Origin of the sequence: Prosthecobacter sp., assembly GCF_034366625.1 — a bacterium.
In the GTDB taxonomy this organism is placed as follows: domain Bacteria; phylum Verrucomicrobiota; class Verrucomicrobiia; order Verrucomicrobiales; family Verrucomicrobiaceae; genus Prosthecobacter.
The window spans coordinates 29,869-51,584 of sequence record NZ_JAXMIH010000007.1; the positions used below are offsets into that span (position 1 = coordinate 29,869).

Consider the following 21,716-nt stretch of genomic DNA (forward strand, 5'->3'; position numbering starts at 1 on the left):
TCGACAAAAATGGTCGCAAACTCCCCATGGACACGCCGTCGTCTGCTGAGCAAGCATCTCTCATGCTCCATTCCCTGCTCGACACCACGAAAGTCATCCACACCGTCGAAATCGCAGGCGCCACCTATGAACTCTGCGCCGAGGCCGTCGCCAATCATGACCGACATGGCAACCAGCTCACCGTGAACCTGCGTGCTTTCCTCCGCGCCATGCGGCAGGACCACATCGGCGAAACCGCCGTTCCCGTCTGGTTGCCGCCGCCGCAGTCCATCACCGAGCATGTCGATGCCGGGGAGGCGCACGAACTGGCGAACGATGTTTTCTCGAGCTGGTGTCACAAGGTGGCGGACGCGGCCCCTCCCGCTGAGGTCTGAGCGAAGGTGTTTCTTGGTGGTTGCGCGTGAAAGGTTTCACCGCATGAATGCACGCGCATGAACAACCTGAGAATCCTCTGCCTCACGACATCGTTGACGCTCGCCTCCTGCAACGTCGGGCCGAATTTCAAGCTGCCTGAGGTGCTGATGCCGACCCATTGGAAAAATGGCGGACGTGCGAGTACGGCGGACATTCCCGTTCCGGGCGAGTGGTGGAAGCTGTTTGGCTCCTCGGAACTCAACCGGCTGGTGGATCAGGCGCTGGAGGGCAACCAGGAGCTACGTGGCGCCCTGGCCCGGGTGGAGACGGCGCGTGCTCTCGTCGGCACACAGCAGGCGGACTGGTTCCCGCAGCTCAGCATGAAGAATGCCATGGCTTATGAGCGTCTGTCACAGATCTCGTTTGGCGCGAACCTGCCGGCGGGGATAACGCTGCCGGAAACGCAGCGCCGTCGCTTTCAAAACTTCCTGGAACTGGGCTGGGAGTTCGACCTGTGGGGGCGTGTGCGTCGTGGCGTGGAGGCTTCCCGCGCCTCGCAGTTTGCCGCGATCGAAACGCTCTCCGCACAGCGCCTGACCCTCGCGGCGGAAGTGGCGCGGTTGTATTTCCTGACGCATTCGCTGGACCGGCAGATGCAGGTCGTGCGCAGCACGCAGACCTGGCGTGAGGAGGCCGTCAAATTGCAGGAGTCACGCTTCAAAGGCGGTCTGGCGAACGAAATGGATGTGGCGCGTGCCACCACGGAGCTGGAACTCGCACGCAACGATTACGCCGTGCTGGAACGTCAGCGTGGCAATGCCGAAAATGCGCTGGCCGTCATCTGCGGTGAGATCCCATCGACCTTCCGCATTGCCAGCAGCGCGAACCTGCCATCGCCGCCAAAAGTGCCCGGCGGACTGCCTTCCACGCTGCTGCAACGGCGCCCCGACATCCGTGCGGCAGAGCAGAAGATGCGCGAGGCGAACGCCAAGGTCGGTGTGTCCAAGGCGGCGTTCTTTCCGGCGTTCAGCATCGTTGGCAGCGGCGGTCTGGAGAGCATCGGAGCGGCGCATTTCTATGATTCGCGCAGCAGGGTGCTCACCATCGGCCCCAGCATGACGCTGCCGATGTTCCAAGGCGGCAGGCTGCGTGCCAATTTGAAGGCGAGCAAGGCCGCTTACGATGAGACACTGGCCGGTTACCGCCAGAGCATCCTCGTCGCCCTCCAGGAAGTCGAAGACAGCATGCTCGACGCCCGTGCGTACGCCAAGCAGGCCACGGCGCTTGATGCGGCCATTGCCTCTTCCCAGGAGACGCAGCGGCTGGCCGAATTGCGCTATCAGAAAGGCCTGGCGAGTTACTTTGATGTCGTGGATGCGAACCGCACCGTGCTGAATGCGAAGCTGCTCGCCGCACAGGTCGAGGGCCAGCGCCTCATCGCCACCGTGGCGATGCTCAAGGCGCTCGGCGGCGGGTGGAAGTGAGTTTGGAGGTCAGGGGTTATATGAGTTAAGGGTTATGAGTTAGGGGCTCTGTTCACCTAACCCATAACTTCTAACTTCTCCCCACAGCCCTTACTTCACCTGCACCCACACCGGCGATGACCACGCCATGTTGCCGTCCACCTGCTCCACCCGGAGGTAGTAACGGTTTTCTCCGGCGATGGTCGTTTCATCGGTGAAGCTTTGCTCGAAGGTCTTGGCGTTCGGCTCCCACTGCTGATGATTCTTCTCGTTGCGCACGAGGGTGACGCGTTTGATGGCGGCGGTGCCGTCGATGCTGAATTTGAGGACGGGTTTGCCGGTGACGGCGATCTCGGTGCCGAGGAGTTTGTCGTTGCAGGTGAACTCGACGAAAATCTTGTCGGTGGCGGCGATGGTGCGGCGGGCGTTGAGGCCCTCGATGATGCCTTCGCGGGTGAAATCCTTCACATAGACTCCGCCGTAGCTGGTGTGCGTGCTGATGTGGTCGCTGTTCGCCCACACGCCGAGTTTGTGGCCGAGTTCGAGCGCATGTTGATACACGCCGTTGTTTTTCTCGGTGAAACTGCGAATCGGTTCACCGACGACAGGCTTGCCGATCACCGTGGAGGAGTGGTTGTAGTCCTCGCCAACACGCAGGCCGACGGTGGGCTGCGGGGCGTTGAGACCTTCGTAACTGACGCGCGCGCCTTGATAGATCTCGATCACGTTTTCGACGCGGTGGTCGATCGGCGGGATCTGATCCCAGTCGGTGCCCATGCCGGTCGCGCCGGTGTGGGAGATGGCAGTGACGGGCTTGCCGTAGCGCGTGAGCACGTCCCACAGCTCGGTGGGGTGCAGTTCGGGCGTGCCTTCGGTCTTCACGGGGAAAATCTTCTGCCAGGGCGAATCGACGTAGTTCTTCCGCTGGATGTACACGATGGGCCCGCCGCGCTGGGCGAAGACCATGTTGCGATGGCCAAAGGGCCACTTCTGCTCGCGCTCATACGCATACATGCTGGTGAAGAAACCGGGCGCGTAAAACACATCGACCATCTTCTGGTTCAGCCACCACTCGTAGGGGTGATAAATCTTCGCGATGTCCGTGTGGTCGCTGGTGCCGAGGGTGTCGAGCTTGCCCATGTCGATGGCGTAGCGGAACTGCTCCAGCACGCAGCCGTCGTTGGCGGTGATGCAGTTGGAAATGTCGGTGTGGCGGTGGTAGTCGCCCCAGTAGAGCTTGTAGGTCACGCCGTCGTGCGTCCAGGTGTGGCGGTCATGGTGGTCACGCTCGGGCGTGACGGGATTGATGTAGGCGGGGAAGAGCTCGTGGGCTTTGGGCGCTGGTGCGGCGACGAGCGGCACATCCAAATCGGTGGCGACTTTGGCGAGATGGATGCCGGCGGTTTGATGGAGCTTGGAACTGCGCAGATCACTCGGCCAGGCGATCCACAAACTGCCATCCTTGCCGAGAGCGTGCACGGTTTGGCGATCCTGCGAGTAAACGCTGCCGGGGATGGCGAAGGGCTTCGTCCACTGCTTCGTCGCGGCATCGTAACGTGTGAGGCCGATGCGCCAGCAGTAGGCTTTGAAGTAGCGCACGGTCAGCCACGGGCGGCCTGCGGCATCGAGCATGAGGTGCGGCAGATTCAGCGCGGCGACTTCATTCGGTGGCGGCTGATTGCTTTTCTTTTTCGGCTCGGCGGCTTTCGCCTTCGCTTTGGCCTCGGCCTTTGCCTTCGCTTTGGGATTGTTGCCACGCGGAGCGGCGGCTTTCGCAGGCTGTGGGCCGGGGAGCTCGTCGAAGAGAGTGTCAGGAGAGGTCAATTCATCCAGTTTGCCGCTCGCGAGATCGAGATAGGCCACCACCGTGTCTTTGCGGCCATTGAGGCCTTGCAGGCGGCCATGGGCGCGCATGTCGAGGCCCCACTGCTGATTGCCGCGTTCGCACGCCAGCCAGATGCCCTGGCCGTCTTTCGCGCCGACGGCCGAGACGCGGCCTTCGTAACGATCTGTCGCGATAAGCTGCTTCGTGCCGCCGACCAGCAGGTCTGCGCTGATCTTCGTGGCGTAAAGGTTGAATTCATTGCCGCGTGACGAATCAAAGAGCACCCACGCATCCGCGCCCGCAAACGCCACGCACGGCTCCCAATCGCCCCCGGCGTCCTTGGTGATCTGGATCTCGTCCGACCACGCTTTCTTCTTCGCCTCAAACACGCGGCAGAACACATCACCCAGCATGCCGCGCATGCCCTGCCAGACGACCCAGACGTTCCCGGCGTGATCGGTGGTCGCCTTGGCAAAGGCATTGCCACCGTTCGGCGAACTGGCGAGCGTGGTTATCGCGCCATCGAGCTTGCCTTCGCGAATGGATGCCGTCTTCAGCTCCATGAGGTCTTTGCCGTTCACCTGGGACCACACCACATGCAGCGTGCCGTTGCCATCGGCGGCGATGGCGGGCTGATGGATGATGCCCGGCTCGCCAATCGTCAGCACGGAGGTCAAAGCCTCGCTCGAGGCCTGGGCGAGGTGCAGGGTGTCCTGCTGGCCGTCCCACTCGACGTAAGCGACCCAAGGAACGCCCTTGGCATCGACGCAGAGGGTGGGGAAGTCGGATTGTTTGCCGCTCTCTCGAAGAGCGAGCGGCTTCGGCAGCAGATCCTGGCCGAAGGTGGCGGAGGCAATGACCGCGAGGAGGCTGAGGGTGCGAAACATGCGGCTGTAAACATTCTGTTTGCCGATTCCTTTCATGCAGCGATGGAAACCGACCACCTCAACCAATCCCGACCTTCGCCATGAAACTCAGTGCCTGTTTTGCTTCCCTGTTGGTCTTCGGCCAGCTTCTCACTGCCGCCGAGCACGACGTCGTCATCTACGGCGGCACCTGCGCCGCCGTCACCGCCGCCGTGCAGGTGAAGAAGATGGGGAAGTCGGTGATCATCGTCTCGCCGGACAAGCATCTCGGTGGATTGAGCAGCGGCGGGCTGGGATTCACGGACACGGGGAACAAGTCCGTCATCGGCGGTCTGGCGCGCGATTTTTATCACCGCATCTACATGCACTATCAGAAACCGGAGGCCTGGGTGCAGCAGAAGAAGGACCAGTATGGCAACAAGGGGCAGGGCACACCGGCGATGGACGGCGAGAACCGCACGATGTGGATCTTTGAGCCGCATGCGGCGGAGCAGGTGTTTGAAGATTACGTCAAAGAGTTCGGTCTCGAAGTCGTGCGCGATGAGTGGCTGGACCGCGCGAAAGGCGTGAAGAAGGACGGCGACAAGATAGTCTCGATCACCACGCTCAGTGGCAAGACCTACGTGGGGAAGATGTTCATCGATGCCACCTATGAAGGCGATCTCATGGCCGCTGCGGGCGTGGATTACCACGTCGGGCGCGAGGCGAACAGCGTTTATGGCGAGGAGCACAACGGCATCCAGGTCGGCGTTCTGCATCACCGCCATCACTTCGGCGCGGTGAAGGAGAAGATCAGCCCCTACAAAGTGCCGGGCGATCCGAAGAGCGGCGTGCTGCCGCGCGTGAGTGCCGCAGACCCCGGCGTCAAAGGCGAGGGCGACAAGCGCGTGCAGGCCTACTGTTTCCGCAGTTGCTACACCACCGACCCGAGCAACCGCATCCCGTTTCCAAAGCCCGAGGGCTACGACGCCAGCCAGTATGAAATCCTCCTGCGCGTGCTGAACACCGGCTGGGGCGAGTTCTTTGAGAAGTTTGATCCGATCCCGAATCACAAGACCGACACGAACAACCACGGGCCCTTCAGCTTCGACAACATAGGCATGAATTACGATTACCCCGAGGCCAGCTACGAGCGCCGCAAAGAGATCATCGCCGAGCACCGCACTTATCAGCAAGGCTTGCTCTGGTTCGTCGCCAATGATCCCCGCGTGCCGAAGAAAGTGCAGGAAGAACTGCAAACGTGGGGCCTGCCGAAGGATGAATTCACCGACAACGGCAACTGGAGCCACCAGCTCTACATCCGCGAGGCGCGCCGCATGATCGGGCATTATGTGATGACCGAGAACGAGCTGCGCAAGAAGAAGCCCACGCCCGAGTCCGTCGGCATGGGCAGCTACACCATCGACAGCCACAACGTGCAACGCCACATCACGCCGGAAGGCTTGGTGCAGAACGAGGGCGACATCGGCGTGAGCACCAACGGCCCGTATGAGATCGCCTACGGCTCGCTGGTGCCGAAGAAAGGGCAGGGGAGCAATCTGCTTGTTCCCGTGGCCATGTCGGCCACGCACATCGCGTATGGCAGCATCCGCATGGAGCCGGTGTTCATGATCCTCGGCCAGAGCGCGGCCACGGCGGCGGTGCTGGCCATCGATGGCCATCTTCCGGTGCAGCAGGTGCCGTATGCGAAGCTGCGCGAGCAGTTGGTCAAGGACGGGCAGATTCTCGTATTCAGCGGGCCGAAGTCCTCACGCGGTGTCGATGCGAAGACGCTCAAGGGCATCGTGCTGGATGATCTCGACGCCAAGGTGACCGGTGACTGGAAAGAAAGCGGTGCAGCGAAGAATTTCATCGGCGATGGCTACCGTCACGACAACAACACGAAGGATGGCCAATGCAGCCTGCGCTTTGAGCCCAAGCTGACGAAAACCGGCACCTACCGCCTGCAACTGGCCGCACCGCCGAATAACAACCGTGCCAGCAATGCCCAGGTGTCAGTGCAGCACGCGGGAGGCGTGAAGGAACTGCTCATCAACCTCAAAGCTCCCAAGGAGGCCGAGGGCGTGTTCTGGATCGACCTCGGCGAATACGAGTGTGGTAACGACACCGCCATCACCATCAGCAACGCAGGCGCGGACGGCTACGTCGTCGTCGATGGTGTGCGCTGGCTGCCGGTGGAGGAGTGATCCAGGCTCAAACCGCCTTCAAAGCTGCTCTGTGGGCGACTGAAACTCTTTTCCTCCGGGCGTAATTTCTCCCTTGGCGACGGCGTATGTCTGCCAACCCCCTAAAACCACTGTCATGTCCTCCATCCGTCATCTTTTCCTGACCGTTGCCTCGCTCGTGTGTGCCACGAGCGTTTTCGCCGCCTACCCCACCTTCACCAGCACGACGCCGAATGGCGGCCAGCGTGGCACGGAGGTGAAGCTGACTGTCACGGGCAGCCAGCTCGCCGATTTTGAGAGCCTGATGTTCTTCTCGCCCGGCTTCACCCAGAAGAGCGTGGAAAAGGCGGAAAATGGCAAAGTGGAACTGACCATCGCCATCGCGCCGGATGTGCTGCCGGGAAATTACCTGATGCGCATCCGCACGAAGACGGGCATCTCGCACCCGCGCCAGTTCTTTGTGGGCATCTTCCCGAACGTGGCGGAGAAGGAGCCGAACAGCGACTTTGAGACGCCGCAGATCATCAACTTCAACCAGACGGTGGAAGGCGTGGTGCAGACCGAGGACGTGGACTACTACAAGGTCACGGCGAAGAAGGGCCAGCGCATCTCGGTGGAGGTGGATGGCCTGCGTCTCGGCTACACGGTGTTTGATCCCTTCCTGGCGATCATCGACAAGGATCGCTTCGAGAAGGTGATCTCGGACGACACGATCCTGCACCGCCAGGACGGCTACTGCTCCTATGTGGCCGAGGAAGATGGCGACTACTCCGTGATGATCCGCGAGTCTTCGTATCGTGGTGGCGGCAATTCATTCTACCGCCTGCATGTGGGCGGCTTCCGTCGTCCCGATGTGGTCTATCCTGCCGGGGGCAAGATCGGCTCCAAGACGAAGGTGCGCTTCATTGAGCGTGAGGGTTCCTTTGAAGAAGAGGCCCAGCTTCCGGCGGACATCGACCCCGGCTACATGATCTACTCGAAGACCCAGGAGCCCGCGCCCTCCGGCAATCCCTTCCGTCTGGTGAATTATGACAACGTGCTCGAAGTCGAGCCGAACGAAGACCAGGCCAAGGCCACCGCCGCCGCCACGGGCGAGCCGATCTCGCTGAACGGCATCATCGAGAAGCCGGGTGACGTGGATTACTTCAAGCTGCCGCTCAAGAAGGGCATGACGCTGGAAGTGCAGGCCTTTGCGCAGAGCCTCGGCTCGCCGCTCGATAGCGTGGTGAACATCTACAATGAAAAAGGCGGCAGCCTCAGTGGCAACGATGACGGCGGTGGCCGCCGCCGCCTGGACAGCAAGTTCAAGATCGGCATTCCGGCCGATGGCAATTACTTCGTGCGTGTGACGGATCATCTGGAGCGCGGCGGGCCGAACTTCGTCTATCGCCTCGAACTCATCGCCGCCGAGCCGGAGGTGTTCTTCGCCTCGCCGCAGTTCACGGTGAATGACACGCACTACCGCCAGTTCATCGCCGTGCCGAAAGGCGGCCGCTATGCCACGCTGGTGAACGTTTCCCGCGTCAATGTGAGCGGCGATTACAAGTTCGAGGCGCCGAACCTGCCGCAGGGTGTCAAGCTGCTCACCGATCTGGCACCGAAGGATCTCGGCAACGTGCCGCTGCTTTTCGAGGCCGCTCCAGATGCCCCGCTGGGACATCAGATCGTGCCGGTGAAGCTCAATCCCGTGGATCCCGCCAACAAGATCGTCGGCAAGCTGCGCCAGGAGTTTGACGTCGTGCGCAATGGCAACGTGATCTATTACACGGACGTGGAAGACCGCCTGCCGGTCGGCGTCGTGGAAGAAGCGCCGTACTCGCTGGAGATCGTGAAGCCCGCCGTGCCGCTGGTGAACAACGGCATCCTGGAGCTCAAGGTTGTCTCCAAGCGCAAGGAAGGCTTCAAGGCACCGATCCGTGTGCTCATGATCTGGAAACCCAACGGCATCAGTTCTCTGGGCGAGCAGACCATCGCCGAAGGCCAGAACGAATGCACTTTCCAGCTTGATGCGAACGGTGCGGCTCCCGCTGGCACCTGGAACTTCACCGTCATGGGCGAGGCCGACGCGGGTGCTGGCCGCATCTACAACGCCTCCCCCTTCCAGCAGGTCATCACCGCCCCGGCCTACATCAACGCGCCTGCCATTCCGCTCGTCGCGGTGGAGCAGGGCAAGGAGGCCGTGATGGTGGCCAAACTGGAGCAGTTGCTGCCGTTTGAAGGCGAGGCCACTGCCCAGGTGCTCGGCGTGCCGGACACCATCCCGATCGAGCCTGCCAAGATCACCAAGGACACGAAGGAAGTGGCCTTCAAGGTGAAGACTGACGCGAAATCCCCCATCGGCAAGCAGGCCAATCTGTTTGTGCGCGTCGATGTGCCGGTCAAAGGCACCAATACCACCACCATTCACCGCATCGCGCTTGGCTCCATCCTGCGCATCGACGCTCCGCGCAAAGTGGTCGCTCCACCGCCCGCCGCGCCGGTCGTCGCCGCGAACAAGCCGAAAGAAGAGGCGAAGCCAGCCGCGCCGCCTGCCCCGAAAGTGCTGTCACGTCTGGAGCAGCTTCGTCAGGAAGCCGCCGGAGTGAAGAAGTAAGTTCTGCCTGCATTCGTGCAGCGCTCAAAGAAAGGCGAAGGCATCCAGCCTTCGCCTTTTTTATTTCTCGTGCGGTAGATCCCACGCTGTGAGCCAGTCGATCTTTGTGCGCTTGAAGCCTTTCTTCAGCAGCCGCTCCTCCATGTCCGCGAGATGCGCGGCGCCGTAGAAGATGGCGAGGTGCTTCTTCCCGGCGGCGATCTGTTTGTCCATGACCTCCAGGGCCACGCGGTTGCGTTCGCCGACGAGCACGGTGCCGTCACCAGACTCGACACCGGCCATGATGTCCTCCACGCTGTCGAACTCCTGGGCGATCATGCGCTTCAGCCCGGTGCTGCTGTCCTTCATGGTCAGGACTTTCAGCAGCATCACCATGCCGGCGGCGTCGGAGCTGACGCCACGTTTTTCATTGGCCGCCTTCTGCGCCTGCATGGCCTTGAGGTAGAGGGTGAGGAAGCTCTCCTGCTTGGTGTCCTGCGTTTGGGTGAACTGGGACATGTTCATGTCGGCGTGAACGAAGTTCTTCGCCTGATAGTCGATGCCTTCGAGCTGCCCGTGAAGTTTCAACGCATCACGCATCATCGTTTGAAGCTGGCCCACCCATTGCAGCTTCTGCGCTTCCTTCATGGCGTCTGGTTTGCCACGTTCTTCAAACGAGGGCCCGACGAGTTCATACAGCACGGCCTCGTAGCCTTTGAAGCGTGTGTTCAAGGCGTCGAAGTAGGCTTTGTCAGCGATGTGGATGGCACCGACGAGATCGACCCGCGCCTTCTGCGGTGATTCGTAGCTCACCACGGCGGTTTGCAGGCTGTCGCTCTTCTCTTCTTCGACGAAGCGGATGAAATCCGTGGGTTCCTCCGCTGCTGATAGCAATCCGAAGGCCAGGGTGGCTTGCAGCAGCAGGAATCGCTTCATGGGCAGTGAGGCAGCAGGGTTAACCGTCAGCTTTGAAGATGCGCGCGAAGAACGCCTTCATCTCGTCCCACGAGGCCTTGTCGGCGGCTTCGTTGTAGGCGGCGCCTTTGCTGTTGTCATTGCCGGCGGCCTTCTGGGTGAAGGCATGCACCGCGCCGGGATAGCTCACCAGCTTGTAGTCCACCTTCGCGTCCTTCATCTCCTGCTCGAAGGCGGCGATGTCCTTGGCCGGAACGAAGGGATCTTCCGCGCCATGCAGCACGAGCAGCATGCCCTTGATGTTCTTGCCGTCGGCAGGCGTTGGAGAATCGAGCCCGCCGTGGAAACTCACCACGCCCTTCAACAACGCCCCGCTGCGGGCCAGTTCAATCACACCCGTGCCGCCGAAGCAGTAGCCGATGGCGGCCACCTTCGAGGAATCGGTCTGCGGGTTTTGGCACAGCACCGCAAGCGCCGCCAGCATGCGCTCACGGTAGAGCTTGCGGTCCGTCTTGTACTTGCCGGCTTCCTGGCCTGCCGCCGGTGGCTGCGGGCGGATGCCCTTGCCATATACATCGGCGGCGAAGACGTTGTAGCCCAGTTCGGCCAGCATGCGGGCGCGCATCTTCTCGTTGTCGCTCAAGCCGGTCCATTGATGGATGATGAGCACCGAGGGCAGCTTGCCTGTCTTCGCCGTATCGACGACATGCAGCCCCTCGCAGACCACATCGCCGGACTTGTATTCGACGATGGTCTCCTTGATCTCGGCCTTCACAAGGCTGGCGGAACAAAGCAACGAGGAGATGAAAAGCAGAGCGCGGTTGGTTTTCATGGTTGGCGGATGATAGTCGGCGTAGAACGAGTTTTCCAACTCGTTTCCCGAACGAACTGGAAAGTTCGTTCTACTTCAGCTCCTGGATGCGGATGTTCCGCCACATCACTTCCTTGCCCACGGCCTCTTCTTTCTTGCCAATGCCATGCACCTGAAGGGCGATCACGCCTTCCTTGGTCAGGTCGTCGGTGAAATCAGCGGCTGGAACGCCATTGATGAAGGTCTTGATGCTGCTGCCGCGGCACTCGATGCGCGCCTGGTTCCACTCGCCCTGCTTGAAGGCCTTGCGTGCGGCCTCGTTGTTCTTCAAGTCGAAGAGCCAGCCGCGGCGGCCTTCGTCATACACGCCGCCGGTGTAGGCACGTGAGCTGGGATCGATTTCAAACTGGTAGCCATGCACGCGGTCGGCGGGGAATTTCTTCTTCTTGCCCGCGATCTCTACCTCCGTCTCCTCCGTGTAGTAGTTGCTGCGGAACTGGATGCCCGAGTTCATCGAGGGGTCCACCTTGAACTCCACCTCGAGAATGAAGTTCGAGTACTTCTTCGCCGTGCAAAGGAATGAATTGCCCGTGTTCGGCACCGTCTTGCCCACGATCACACCGTCCTGCACGCGATACTCCGCCGCGCCGCTGTGCTGCTCCCAGCCGGTGAGCGTCTTGCCGTCAAACAGCGGCACAAAGGCATCCTCGGCATGGAGGAGCGCGGCGAAGGAGGCGATGGCGGCGAAGGATAGCAGGCGATTGGTCATGGGGCGGTGGTAAACGGGACAGCCACAGCGCTCTTTCCGGCTGTTGCATCAACAAACGTGCCGTTCCGCACCGTTGTTGCCTGCTACTGCGAGGGAGCAGGTGCCGGTTTTGTCTCAGAGGCTTTCTTCGCCTTCAGCCACACGATCTCGGTTTCGATGGCATAGGGCAGGGTGCCTTTCGGGCGCTCTTTGCTGTCGATGGGATAGACGATCTTCACCAACGGCCGCCCGCGCAACGGGTCAACAAGCCCGTAAACGAAGACATGGCTGGGCGTCTGCTGTTTGATGCCGGGTTTCGTCAGCGGCGCTCCGCTCAGGTCGCGCTTGCCCGGAATTTCAACGGGGACAATCGGCCACGCACGGCAGAAACTGCCCTCGTCGGTCACCGCAGCCACGTCGAGCCGCATCTGCACGCCCGTTTTCTCAATTTGCCGCATGGACGCGATCTTGCCTTTCAATTCCTGCAACTCCTCGGCCCGTTTGATGTGGCGGTGGGAGCTTTCGATCATGCCCCGGCGGCGCTCGGCCTGGATGCGTTTCATGTCCGCGTTGGCGACGTCGGCATCAAATTCGAGGGTGTCCTGCACCTCGATGGGAAGCAGGTCGATCTGCACGGCGGCGGCTCCGGTGGCATGAATGAATTGAATGCGGCCGCCGGTGAAGCGCACCACCTTCACCTGATGGAAGGTCCGCCCGTCCTTGGTGGTGAACGAATCAAACGTCAGTGGAACACCCGCCGTCGCACGGGCAATGAGAATCAGCAGGCCGATAATGAGGCAGGGCTTCATGGGGATGGGGCGGGAGTGATGGTCCGCAGGAGGAAGAACCCCGTCATGAGGCAAACGTTACCAGGAATGAAATCAAGAACCGGCAGCCACAGGTCAACAAACCATGTCCGGTTTTGGCTGGCCTTGCGGGATGAATCCGCTAACACTCCGGCACTCTTTTCCAACCCATGAAGCGCTACTCCCTCGGCATCGACTACGGCACCAATTCCTGCCGCTCCCTTTTGATCGACCTCGACAACGGCGCGGAGGTCGGCTCGACCGTATTCAACTACCCCAGCGGCGAGATGGGCATCCTGCTGGATGCGCGCGACCCGCATGTGGCGCGGCAGAATCCTCAGGACTACCTCGACGGCCTCGAAAGTGTCACACGCGGCGCTTTGCAGCAGGCGAAGACCAAGATCGCTGGATTCGATGCCTCGTATGTTGTTGGCATCGGCATCGACACCACGGGCTCCACGCCCATTCCCGTGAACCAGGACGGCACGCCGCTCGGTTTGCTGCCTGAATGGAAGAACAACCTCAACGCGATGGTCTGGCTGTGGAAAGACCACACCGGCCATGCCGAGGCGGCAGAGATCACCAAGCTCGGCAGCGAGATGCGACCGAACATCATGGCGAAGTGCGGCGGCATTTACTCCAGCGAGTGGTTCTGGAGCAAAATCCTCCGCCTCAGCCGCGTGGACGCGAAGGTCTTCGAGGCCGCTTTCAGCTTCGTCGAGCACTGCGACTGGATTCCCGCCGTTTTGACCGGCAACACCGATCCGCTCACGCTCAAGCGCAGCGTTTGCGCTGCCGGGCACAAAGCGATGTTCAGCGCCGAATGGGGCGGCCTGCCGGACAAAGAATTCCTCGCCAAGCTCGATCCGAAGCTCGCCGATCTGCGTGATCGACTCTATTCCGAGGCCCACACCGCTGATACGAAGGCCGGTGGTCTCTGCATCGAATGGGCGAAGCGTCTCGGGCTCAAAGAAGGCACGGCGATCTGTGTCGGTGCCTTCGATGCGCACACCGGCGCTGTCGGCGCGGGCATCAAAGAGGGCACGCTGGTCAAAATTCTCGGCACGAGCACCTGCGATCTGATGATTTCACCCACCAGCAAGCCGCTGGCGGACATCCCCGGCGTGTGCGGCATCGTGAATGGCAGCGTGTTGCCCGGCTACTACGGCATCGAGGCCGGTCAGAGCGCCGTGGGCGATCTTTTCCTCTGGCTCGTCAATCACCTCGTGCCCGACAGCTACGGCAAGACCGTGGGCGAGAAGTTTGTGGCCATGGAAAAGGCCATGGAAGGCCAGAAGCCCGGCGCGACGGGCCTGCTCGCGCTCGATTGGAACAACGGCAACCGCACCATCCTCGTCGATGTGCGCCTCACCGGTCTGCTGCTCGGCCAGACGCTGCACACCGAGGCGCACGAGATCTACCGCGCCTACATCGAGGCCACGGCGTTCGGAGCGCTCACCATCATCAAACGCGTCGAGGAATACGGCGTGAAGGTCGAGGAAGTCGTCAATACCGGCGGCCTCTCCATCAAGAATGCCACGCTCATGCAGATCTACGCCGACATCATCGGCAAGCCCATGAAAGTCAGCCAGAGCGAGCAAACCTGCGCCCTCGGTGCCGCCATCTTCGGTGCCGTCGCCGCCGGAGCCGGCACCTGGCAGGAGCTCCAATCCAAAGTCACCGCCATCCGTGAGAAGGTGTATCACCCGATCCCCGAGAACGTCGCTGTTTATCGTGAGCTTTATGCGCTGTATCGTGACGTGCATGACGCCTTCGGCGTGGCCGACTGGAGCGGCAAGCTCAGCCATGTGATGAAGCAGCTTCTCGACATCCGGGCGCGGCAGAGCTGACGGAGCGCGAGTATTTTACTCGCCACGCATTCCTACCGCCTTCGCCCACCAACAAAGTGGCGAGTGGTCTTCGACACACTCGCGCTCCAACTCTCGCAAGCTCCACCCGCCTTCCCCCGTTCTGCTTCACTCCATGATCTCCTCTCGCGTCCTTCTCTCTCTGCTCCTCTCCCTCAGCACTCCGCTCTTCGCAGAAGACTGGCCCCAGTGGCGCGGGCCTCGACTCGACGGCACATCTCAAGACACCGGCTTTCCGATTTCGACTGAAGGCAATGTGACATGGAAGGCCGAACTGCCCGGCAGCGGGCATGCGTCGCCGATTGTGTGGCAGGATCGTATCTTCATCGTTTCTGCGGTGGCAGAAACGGAGCAGCGGGTGCTGATCTGCCTCGATCGTGCGTCGGGCAAAACGCTCTGGCAGTCGAACGTGGTCAAAGCGCCCATCGAGAGCATCCACCGCCTCAACAGCCAGGCTTCCAGCACGCCAGCGACGGATGGACAGAGCATCTTCACCGCCTTCCTCGACAACACCGAGACCGACGCCACGCGTGCGGCGAATAACGGACGCGTTATTGGCAAAGGCGAGGTGCCGAAGGGCACGGTCGTCATCTCCGCGCATGATTTCAGCGGCAAACAGATCTGGCAGGTGCGCCCGGGCCTGTTCTCCAGCAAGCACGGCTTCTGCTCCAGCCCCGTCGTGTTTGAAGACAAGGTCATCGTGAACTGCGACCACGACGGCGACGGTTACATCGTTGCTCTGGCCAAAACCGACGGTAAAGAACTGTGGCGCATCGAGCGGCCGAACCACACGCGCAGCTACTGCGTGCCGCTCATTCGCGACATCGGCGGGCGCACGCAGATGGTGCTCAGTGGCACGCTGTGCGTCACCAGCTACGATCCGCGCACCGGCAAGCTGCTGTGGATCATCGACGGCCCCACCGAGCAGTTCGTCGCCTCGCTCGTCTTCAGCGATCAAACCGGCCTGCTCTACATGACCGGTGGTTTCCCCGAGCACCACCTCCTCGCCATCAAGCCCGACGGCAGCGGCAACGTCACCAACACGCACATCGTCTGGCGCACGAACAAAGGCGTGAGCTATGTGCCGTCGCCCATCGTTGAGGGCGGCCACTTCCTCATCGTCTCCGACTCCGGCATCGGCCACTGCTTCGATGCGAAGACCGGTGACATTCTCTGGGAAGAGCGGCTGCGCGAGCATCACGCCTCCCTCGCCAGCGCTGAAGGCCATGTCTATTTCATCAACGACACCGGCACCCTGCGCACCGTGAAGCCCGGCAAGACCTACCAAGCCCTCGCCGAAAGCGAACTCGGCGAAAAAGTCTTCGCCTCACCGGCTCTCAGCGAAGGTCAGATCTTCATCCGTGGCGACAAGAGCCTCATCTGCCTCGGCAAACGCAGCGCGAAGACGGCGGCGAGGTAGGGAAGTCAAGACGTCAAGCAGGTCAAGGTTTAGGAGCCTTCGTAAAGGGGGCCTGTCTGCAACAGTTCGCCGCCCTTGCAGGGTGAATGCCTCAGGATAAGTGCGTTCAGTCACGAGATCGCCATTTTCTTCTCGTGGAATTGGCCTACAACCTGCCTGTTCTCAGACCGTATTGTCAAAACTCATGACCCCTTGGACCACCCTTCTCATCGCCACCGTGTGCCTTCTCACCCTTTCGGGATGCGAGACGCCGGCGCAGCGGGCGCAGAAGGTGAAGGAGGAACGGCTGCTGCAGGTCAAGCGGCCTGCCATGGCCGAACCCATCATCCTCGATGTGGTGGAGCTGCCGGAAGACAAGGATCCCACCATGTGGGACATCGCCCAGACCTTTCCCGCCTATGACTGGTCCATCAATGCCTTCCACCGCGATGGTCTGACGAAAGAGGAGGACGACCGCTTCCTGCTTGAAGGCGACCGGTCCCAACCCCCGATCGAGATCAAGCAGATCTCCGAGAAACCGCCGCTGAAGGTCGAACTGGCCATCGGTCCCATCCATGACGGCTTTGGTTTTCGGAAACCCAAGCTGCACTACCTCTTCAAGCGTGTGGAAGGCGGCTGGAAACGCGTGGACTGGCACGTCACCTACCACGGCCCCTCCAAGGGCGACGGCGAGGAAGAGCCGCCGCTCAGCGAGGAAGAGAACCGCGAGAAGATCGAAAAAAGCACCGGCGAGCCCTACGTGGACGAGGTCGAGGCGGCCAGTGCGGCGAGCGCGCCGATGTGAGCCCCTGCTGTGTTTTCGCCCCTGACGCACTCTCAGGATTCGGGAAGTGCCAGGTAGTCTCGGAATGACTGAGGGGGAACCCCGAAAAGCTCGGAGGAACTGGAAAACCCCGGGAAGGAATCCCCAAAACCTTGCAGGTTTCTGGCACCACCTTACTGGAGGTTTTCAATTCCCAACGAGGTCTTCGGAACTCCTTCCCAAGAATCCGTCCTAGCCAATGCGGAAATGGAAACAAGGCGAGCGGAAGCCAGGCGCAGGCATGCCTTTCTGCCGCAAAGGGTCTCCTTTTTCCCGCTCAGGCATGCTTATCTCCTCCTCTCCAAGTCTCCCCGTCTCCTCTTCTCCTAGTCCTTGGGATCTGCCGCTCAGCCCTTCATCAGCCATGCCAGTGCTTCCGGCAGTTCCGCCGCCCAGCAGGCGGAATCATGGCCGCCGTGGTATTCGTTCAAGTGGGTGACGTGACCGGCAGCAGTCAGCGCAGCGGACAGACGGCGCACGGAGTCGAGCTGGCTGGTTATTTGCACCAGCGGTGTGGGCGGATGGGAGACGTTGGGCGTCGTTTCGGTCGGTGTCAGTGACTGAAGCCTGTCCTGCTCACGGATTTGCCGCAGAGGGGCCAAGAGGCAAAGGGCGCGGAGAATGGGAACCTCTGCCCTCTCTGCCTCACTGCGGTGCTGGGATCGCGCTCGTAGTCGGCAAAGCGTTGCTCGTCCCCGACCTCAACGGGTCTGGTAGGAGTTCGGCCTGCACCACACGCGCTCAGGCGTGCTGGCCGTCACCAGCGCGCCTGAGTTCCAAGCCGCTGTTTATTTCGGCTCGAAATCAGAACGCCGCTACATACAAGTAGGAGTAGAAGTAGGATTTCGCTTGGCTCGCTTGCCAACAGCCTCACAGCGTTTCGCCACGCACGAGCTTCGGCATCAAACGAATCGCCTTGGGCGGCAAGGCGCCGGCTTCGGCGAGTTTTCGAGCCGCCATGCACACACTCCGTGCGAATTGCGAAGGATTTGCCGCATAGCGGGTGACGGCGGGAACGGTGTGCTGGAGAAAGGCCTCGTCATCACGCGAGATCACCGCCACGTCCTGCGGGATGCGTTTGCCGCGCTGCATGAGAAACATCATCACGGTGAGCACATGCACGGCGCGGGCCACCACGCACGCCGTGGGCGGCTGGGCGGAGCGCATCGCCTTGTCCAGCAGCGTGCAGAGGTGGGCTGCCGTGCCATCATGGCGGATCACCTGCAAGTGCGGCGCGCGGCTGCCGCCCAGGGCCTCACGCAGCCCCTGCTCGCTCTGAATGTCGCCGCCGTAATCGCCCTCGGGCCGGATGAGGGCGATGCTGCGGTGGCCTTTGCCACACAGCATCCCGCCCGCGTGGCGGCAGGTGGCCCGGTGATCGGCATCGACGGAGGGCAGGCTGATCCCCGGCGCGCATGATCCCACCACCAGGCAGGGGAGTTGGCGGCGCATGAACCAGCTCTGCACCGGCTCCAGCGCGCCAAACAGCAGCCAGGCCGCTGCAGGCGAGCGTGTGGTGAGCGCCTCCAGCGCACGGGCTGGCTTGGAGGAAAAGCACGCGGTGCTCACATGAATCTCGAAACTGAAACCGATGCGGGAAAGCTGATCGCGCAGCTCATCCACCATCACCACGGACGAGGGGGACATCTCCAGCAGCGGGCGTGGCGAGATGGCGGCGATCACCTGGGAATGCGCCGCCTTGGTCACCTGGGAGGTCAGCTTGATGCGCCGCCGCTGCCTCTCCGTCACCTCCAGGCTGCCATCGTGCTGGAGCTCCTGCAGCGCCGCGCGCAGCGTGTGGCGGCTCACCTGCAAACGGGCGCACAGCTCGCGCTCTCCTGGCAGATGCCCGTGCCAGTGCCCGGCCTGCATCGACTCGCGCAGGCTCTGCGCCGTCTGGGTCACCAGCGAAACACGTTGTGGCAGCCGGGGTGCCGTGGAGGGATTTTTTTTCATCTGGTGCATTGAACGAACCAGAAGCATAACCTTGTGGGGAATCGTTTCAATTCCCTCTTTCCCCATGTCCCCCAACGCGCGCATCCTCCCGCACAGCGACCTGCTTCAACTCAAGCGCTGGAACACCCCGACGATCTACAACGGCTGGGAGCAGATCACGAAGCACAACCCCGGAGCAGATGTCTTCAACATCGAGGAGACCCGCGACTTCATGCCGCAGATGGGGCCGATGGTGGGTTACGCGGTCACCTTGGTGATCGAGCCCGGTAACGCAACGCATCGAAAAACCAATCCCAGCGCTGGGGAAGAATACCGCCGCTACATCGCCAGCATTCCCGGTCCCAAGATCATCGTCGTCCAGGATCTCGACAAACCACGCGTCCTTGGCTCCGCCTGGGGAGAGGTCAGCGCCAACATGTTCCGCGCCCTCGGCTGCGTCGGCACCATCACCGACGGTGCCATCCGCGATCTCGATGAAATGACCAACGCCGGCTTCAAAGCGCTCGCGCGCCGTCTCTGCGTTGGTCATGCGCATGTGCATCCCGTGCGCTGGAACTGCGAGGTCGAGGTCTTTGGCCGCAAAGTCAGTCCCGGCGATCTCATTCATGCCGACAAGCACGGCTTCATGGTCATCCCACCCGAAGATCAGTCGAGATTGCTCGAAGCCGCTCGCTTCATGGACTCGAACGAATGCACCACCGTCATCCCCGCCGCCCGCGACAGCGCAGGCCGCAGCACAGACGAATTCCTCGCCAACCTCGAAGCCTCCATCACTCAGTTCAGCGCCAACGTGAAAGCCAAGTTCAGCCGCGAAGGCGAGTGGTAGCCCGATCAACCTCATGCACCTCATCCTTCCAATTCTTCTCATCACTCTCACGCTGTCGGCTGCATCTGCCGAGAGCATCATCACGCTCAATGTCGATCCGACGCCTGAGCATCCGCGCAACTCCGAAGGCTCCTTCGCCACGCTCGCCTCCGGGCGCATCCTCTTCATCTACTCGCAGTTCTACGGCGGCAATGGCGATGAGAGCCCCGCGCGTCTCGTGCGCATCCACTCCGACGATCAAGGCCGCACCTGGAGCGCACCCGTCACCGTCGTGGAAAACACCGCCGGCAACAACGTGATGAGCGTCTCGCTCCTGCGCCTCGCCAGTGGCAAACTGGCGATGTTTTACTGCATCAAGAACAGTTGGATCGACTGCCGCCCACACATGCGCCTCTCCACCGACGACGGCGCGACATGGACCGAGCCCAAGCTCATCCAGCAAGCCCCTGGCTACTTCGTTTTGAACAACGATCGCGTCATCCAGACCAGCAAAGGCCGCCTCATCGTCCCGCTCGCCTTCCACCGCTCACGCGGCACCGATCCGCACACCAGCAAATCGTGGGACGCACGCGCCATCGACACCTGGCTCTACTCCGACGACGAAGGCACCACCTGGACCGAATCTTCAAGCTGGTGGGCCATACCCGTGCGCAGCGGCAGCGGCTTGCAGGAGCCCGGTGTCGTCGAACTCGCCGATGGCTCGATCTTCTCCTGGTGCCGCACCGATCAGGGCGCTCAATACGGCTTCCGCTCCACCGATGCGGGCAAAACCTTTTCACCGCCCGAGCCCACCGAGCTGAAATCCCCCAACGGCCCCGCCAGCATCAAGCGCCTTCCCGGCAGCAGCAACCTCCTCGCCATCTACAACGACCACTCCGGCATGTTCCCGTTCCCGCCGAAGAAGCGCAATCCCTTCGTCGCCGCCATCTCCACGGACGGCGGCAAAACCTGGCCGCAGCGCAAGCTCATCGAAGGCGATCCCGACGGCCTCTACCACTACACCGCCATCCATTTCGTAGGCGATGCCATGCTCATCGGCTATTGCGCGGGCGACAGCAAAGTCGGCGCATTGAATCGTTTGCGCATCCGCCGCATCACCCTCGACTGGCTGAAGCAGCCCTGATCATCATGCGCATCCTCCTGTTCCTTCTCGCCTGTGTGAGCCTGCTGTCAGCAGCTCCGCTGAAAACCGCGCAACTCCTCGCCGCAGGCAGAGAACCCGTTCGCATCGTCTGCATCGGCGACAGCATCACCGGCGTCTATTACCACACCGGCGGCCTGCGTGCCTATCCCGAGATGCTGCAAATCGCCCTGCAAAAAATCCACCCGCAGGCCCAGGTCACCGTGCGCAATGCCGGCATCAGCGGCGACACCACCACCGGCGGTCTCAAGCGCCTGGAGCGTGATGTTCTCGCTCACAAGCCGCACCTCGTCACCGTCATGTTCGGCATGAACGACCTCGTGCGCACGCCCGTGGTCGATTTCCAAAACAACCTCCGCGAAATCATCCGTCGCTGCCGTGCCATCGACACCGAGGTGGTCCTCTGCACGCAAAACTCCATTCTGGAAACCTCGGCGCGTCCTGTCGCCAAGTTCGCTGAGTTTACCCAGGCCATCCGCGATGTCGCCAAAGCCGAATCACTCATCGTTGCCGATTGCTTCGGCGCCTACGAGGCCGTGCGCACCAAAGACTCACTCGATTGGACCCTGCTCCACAGCGACGCCATCCATCCCAACATGGACGGTCACAAACTCTTCGCTGAGACCATCGCTCAGGCCATTTCAGGCAAAGCCATCTCGCTCAAAGACATCGGCCCGCCATTACCAGCGCTGCGCCACACGCTCGCTCTCCTCAAAGCTGGCAAACCCGTCAAAGTGCTCGCCATGCCGCCTTACGACACGCTCATCGCTCCCGCGATTCAGCAGTTCTATCCCAAAGCCGTCATCAACGTCACCTCATGGCCCACGGAAGGCCAAACCCTCGCCCAGCTCGAAGAATCCGCCAAAAAAGTGCGCACCATGCAGCAGGATCTCGTGATCATCGCCGTGCCGGGATCGCTGCCCGTGCAACAGCCCGAGTCATTCCACAAAAGCTACTCCTGGATCATGAACTGGTCCCTCAGCTTCGGCCTGCAGCAATGGGATGTCATCGCCGCACTGCCCTCCGCGACGAAAACTCCGCTCACCCCTGAAGAACAACAGCACGTAGCCATCGCCCGTCGTTTGATTGAGTCTCAAGACCTCCACATGCTCGCTGGCGACGCCTCCGCATTGACCACTCTGCTCACCCAACACCTCAAACCCCAAAACTGATTTCTC

At 61.5% G+C, this 21,716-nt stretch carries 17 protein-coding genes; 10 read left to right on the forward strand and 7 right to left on the reverse strand.

Features of this window, described 5'->3' with window-relative positions:
• Positions 1–62: 62 nt before the first annotated feature.
• Positions 63–374, forward strand: a complete 312-nt coding sequence (locus U1A53_RS08110; protein ID WP_322280151.1) for a hypothetical protein — start codon at positions 63–65, stop codon at positions 372–374.
• 57 nt (positions 375–431) lie between these two features.
• Positions 432–1,838, forward strand: a complete 1,407-nt coding sequence (locus U1A53_RS08115) for an efflux transporter outer membrane subunit (RefSeq protein WP_322280152.1) — start codon at positions 432–434, stop codon at positions 1,836–1,838.
• 90 nt (positions 1,839–1,928) lie between these two features.
• Here U1A53_RS08115 and U1A53_RS08120 read toward each other — a convergent pair whose 3' ends face one another.
• Positions 1,929–4,565, reverse strand: a complete 2,637-nt coding sequence (locus U1A53_RS08120; RefSeq protein ID WP_322280153.1) for a hypothetical protein — start codon at positions 4,563–4,565, stop codon at positions 1,929–1,931.
• A 44-nt stretch (positions 4,566–4,609) separates the two neighbouring features.
• Here U1A53_RS08120 and U1A53_RS08125 point away from each other — a divergent pair, with 44 nt between their 5' ends.
• Complete coding sequence (locus U1A53_RS08125) at positions 4,610–6,694, forward strand: FAD-dependent oxidoreductase (protein WP_322280154.1); 2,085 nt, start codon at positions 4,610–4,612, stop codon at positions 6,692–6,694.
• A gap of 115 nt (positions 6,695–6,809) precedes the next feature.
• Positions 6,810–9,266, forward strand: a complete 2,457-nt coding sequence (locus tag U1A53_RS08130) for a PPC domain-containing protein (protein WP_322280155.1) — start codon at positions 6,810–6,812, stop codon at positions 9,264–9,266.
• Positions 9,267–9,326: 60 nt separating this feature from the next.
• Here U1A53_RS08130 and U1A53_RS08135 read toward each other — a convergent pair whose 3' ends face one another.
• The 4 genes from U1A53_RS08135 to U1A53_RS08150 all read right to left on the reverse strand — a co-directional run bounded on the left by U1A53_RS08135 (position 9,327) and on the right by U1A53_RS08150 (position 12,528).
• On the reverse strand, positions 9,327–10,181 hold the full coding sequence (locus tag U1A53_RS08135) for a hypothetical protein (protein WP_322280156.1): 855 nt from the start codon (positions 10,179–10,181) through the stop codon (positions 9,327–9,329).
• A 19-nt stretch (positions 10,182–10,200) separates the two neighbouring features.
• Entirely contained in the window at positions 10,201–10,992 is a 792-nt protein-coding gene (locus tag U1A53_RS08140; protein ID WP_322280157.1) for a dienelactone hydrolase family protein, read from the reverse strand.
• 70 nt (positions 10,993–11,062) lie between these two features.
• Positions 11,063–11,740 (reverse strand): DUF1080 domain-containing protein, encoded by a 678-nt coding sequence (locus U1A53_RS08145; RefSeq protein WP_322280158.1) that lies wholly within the window; start codon positions 11,738–11,740, stop codon positions 11,063–11,065.
• 83 nt (positions 11,741–11,823) lie between these two features.
• Positions 11,824–12,528, reverse strand: a complete 705-nt coding sequence (locus U1A53_RS08150; RefSeq protein WP_322280159.1) for a hypothetical protein — start codon at positions 12,526–12,528, stop codon at positions 11,824–11,826.
• A gap of 167 nt (positions 12,529–12,695) precedes the next feature.
• Between U1A53_RS08150 and U1A53_RS08155 the strand changes: the two genes are divergently transcribed.
• From U1A53_RS08155 to U1A53_RS08165, 3 genes are all read left to right on the forward strand, one after another.
• On the forward strand, positions 12,696–14,375 hold the full coding sequence (locus tag U1A53_RS08155; RefSeq protein ID WP_322280160.1) for a ribulokinase: 1,680 nt from the start codon (positions 12,696–12,698) through the stop codon (positions 14,373–14,375).
• 133 nt (positions 14,376–14,508) lie between these two features.
• On the forward strand, positions 14,509–15,813 hold the full coding sequence (locus tag U1A53_RS08160; protein WP_322280161.1) for a PQQ-binding-like beta-propeller repeat protein: 1,305 nt from the start codon (positions 14,509–14,511) through the stop codon (positions 15,811–15,813).
• A 184-nt stretch (positions 15,814–15,997) separates the two neighbouring features.
• The gene (locus tag U1A53_RS08165) at positions 15,998–16,597 is read left to right on the forward strand and encodes a hypothetical protein (RefSeq protein ID WP_322280162.1); all 600 of its coding nucleotides are present in this window, start codon (positions 15,998–16,000) and stop codon (positions 16,595–16,597) included.
• Between the two features lie 365 nt (positions 16,598–16,962).
• Here U1A53_RS08165 and U1A53_RS08170 read toward each other — a convergent pair whose 3' ends face one another.
• Entirely contained in the window at positions 16,963–17,217 is a 255-nt protein-coding gene (locus U1A53_RS08170) for an alpha/beta hydrolase-fold protein (RefSeq protein ID WP_322280163.1), read from the reverse strand.
• Positions 17,218–17,485: 268 nt separating this feature from the next.
• Complete coding sequence (locus U1A53_RS08175; protein ID WP_322280164.1) at positions 17,486–18,571, reverse strand: substrate-binding domain-containing protein; 1,086 nt, start codon at positions 18,569–18,571, stop codon at positions 17,486–17,488.
• Between the two features lie 64 nt (positions 18,572–18,635).
• On the opposite strand from U1A53_RS08175, the gene U1A53_RS08180 reads away from it, so the two are divergent.
• The 3 genes from U1A53_RS08180 to U1A53_RS08190 are packed head-to-tail and all read left to right on the forward strand — an operon-like array spanning position 18,636 to position 21,710.
• Positions 18,636–19,397 carry an RraA family protein gene (locus U1A53_RS08180; protein ID WP_322280165.1) on the forward strand — a complete coding sequence of 254 codons (762 nt, stop codon included), beginning with the start codon at positions 18,636–18,638 and terminating at the stop codon, positions 19,395–19,397.
• Positions 19,398–19,410: 13 nt separating this feature from the next.
• Complete coding sequence (locus U1A53_RS08185) at positions 19,411–20,520, forward strand: sialidase family protein (RefSeq protein WP_322280166.1); 1,110 nt, start codon at positions 19,411–19,413, stop codon at positions 20,518–20,520.
• Between the two features lie 5 nt (positions 20,521–20,525).
• Positions 20,526–21,710, forward strand: a complete 1,185-nt coding sequence (locus U1A53_RS08190; protein WP_322280167.1) for an SGNH/GDSL hydrolase family protein — start codon at positions 20,526–20,528, stop codon at positions 21,708–21,710.
• Positions 21,711–21,716: the final 6 nt, after the last annotated feature.

Excerpts from the sequence above, each read along its gene's own strand:
- U1A53_RS08110 (WP_322280151.1), top strand. The coding sequence starts at position 63 with ATGCTCCATTCCCTGCTCGACACCACGAAAGTCATCCACACCGTCGAA.
- U1A53_RS08115 (WP_322280152.1), top strand. The coding sequence starts at position 432 with ATGAACAACCTGAGAATCCTCTGCCTCACGACATCGTTGACGCTCGCC.
- U1A53_RS08120 (WP_322280153.1), bottom strand. The coding sequence starts at position 4,565 with ATGAAAGGAATCGGCAAACAGAATGTTTACAGCCGCATGTTTCGCACC.
- U1A53_RS08125 (WP_322280154.1), top strand. The coding sequence starts at position 4,610 with ATGAAACTCAGTGCCTGTTTTGCTTCCCTGTTGGTCTTCGGCCAGCTT.
- U1A53_RS08130 (WP_322280155.1), top strand. The coding sequence starts at position 6,810 with ATGTCCTCCATCCGTCATCTTTTCCTGACCGTTGCCTCGCTCGTGTGT.
- U1A53_RS08135 (WP_322280156.1), bottom strand. The coding sequence starts at position 10,181 with ATGAAGCGATTCCTGCTGCTGCAAGCCACCCTGGCCTTCGGATTGCTA.
- U1A53_RS08140 (WP_322280157.1), bottom strand. The coding sequence starts at position 10,992 with ATGAAAACCAACCGCGCTCTGCTTTTCATCTCCTCGTTGCTTTGTTCC.
- U1A53_RS08145 (WP_322280158.1), bottom strand. The coding sequence starts at position 11,740 with ATGACCAATCGCCTGCTATCCTTCGCCGCCATCGCCTCCTTCGCCGCG.
- U1A53_RS08150 (WP_322280159.1), bottom strand. The coding sequence starts at position 12,528 with ATGAAGCCCTGCCTCATTATCGGCCTGCTGATTCTCATTGCCCGTGCG.
- U1A53_RS08155 (WP_322280160.1), top strand. The coding sequence starts at position 12,696 with ATGAAGCGCTACTCCCTCGGCATCGACTACGGCACCAATTCCTGCCGC.
- U1A53_RS08160 (WP_322280161.1), top strand. The coding sequence starts at position 14,509 with ATGATCTCCTCTCGCGTCCTTCTCTCTCTGCTCCTCTCCCTCAGCACT.
- U1A53_RS08165 (WP_322280162.1), top strand. The coding sequence starts at position 15,998 with ATGACCCCTTGGACCACCCTTCTCATCGCCACCGTGTGCCTTCTCACC.
- U1A53_RS08175 (WP_322280164.1), bottom strand. The coding sequence starts at position 18,571 with ATGAAAAAAAATCCCTCCACGGCACCCCGGCTGCCACAACGTGTTTCG.
- U1A53_RS08180 (WP_322280165.1), top strand. The coding sequence starts at position 18,636 with ATGTCCCCCAACGCGCGCATCCTCCCGCACAGCGACCTGCTTCAACTC.
- U1A53_RS08185 (WP_322280166.1), top strand. The coding sequence starts at position 19,411 with ATGCACCTCATCCTTCCAATTCTTCTCATCACTCTCACGCTGTCGGCT.
- U1A53_RS08190 (WP_322280167.1), top strand. The coding sequence starts at position 20,526 with ATGCGCATCCTCCTGTTCCTTCTCGCCTGTGTGAGCCTGCTGTCAGCA.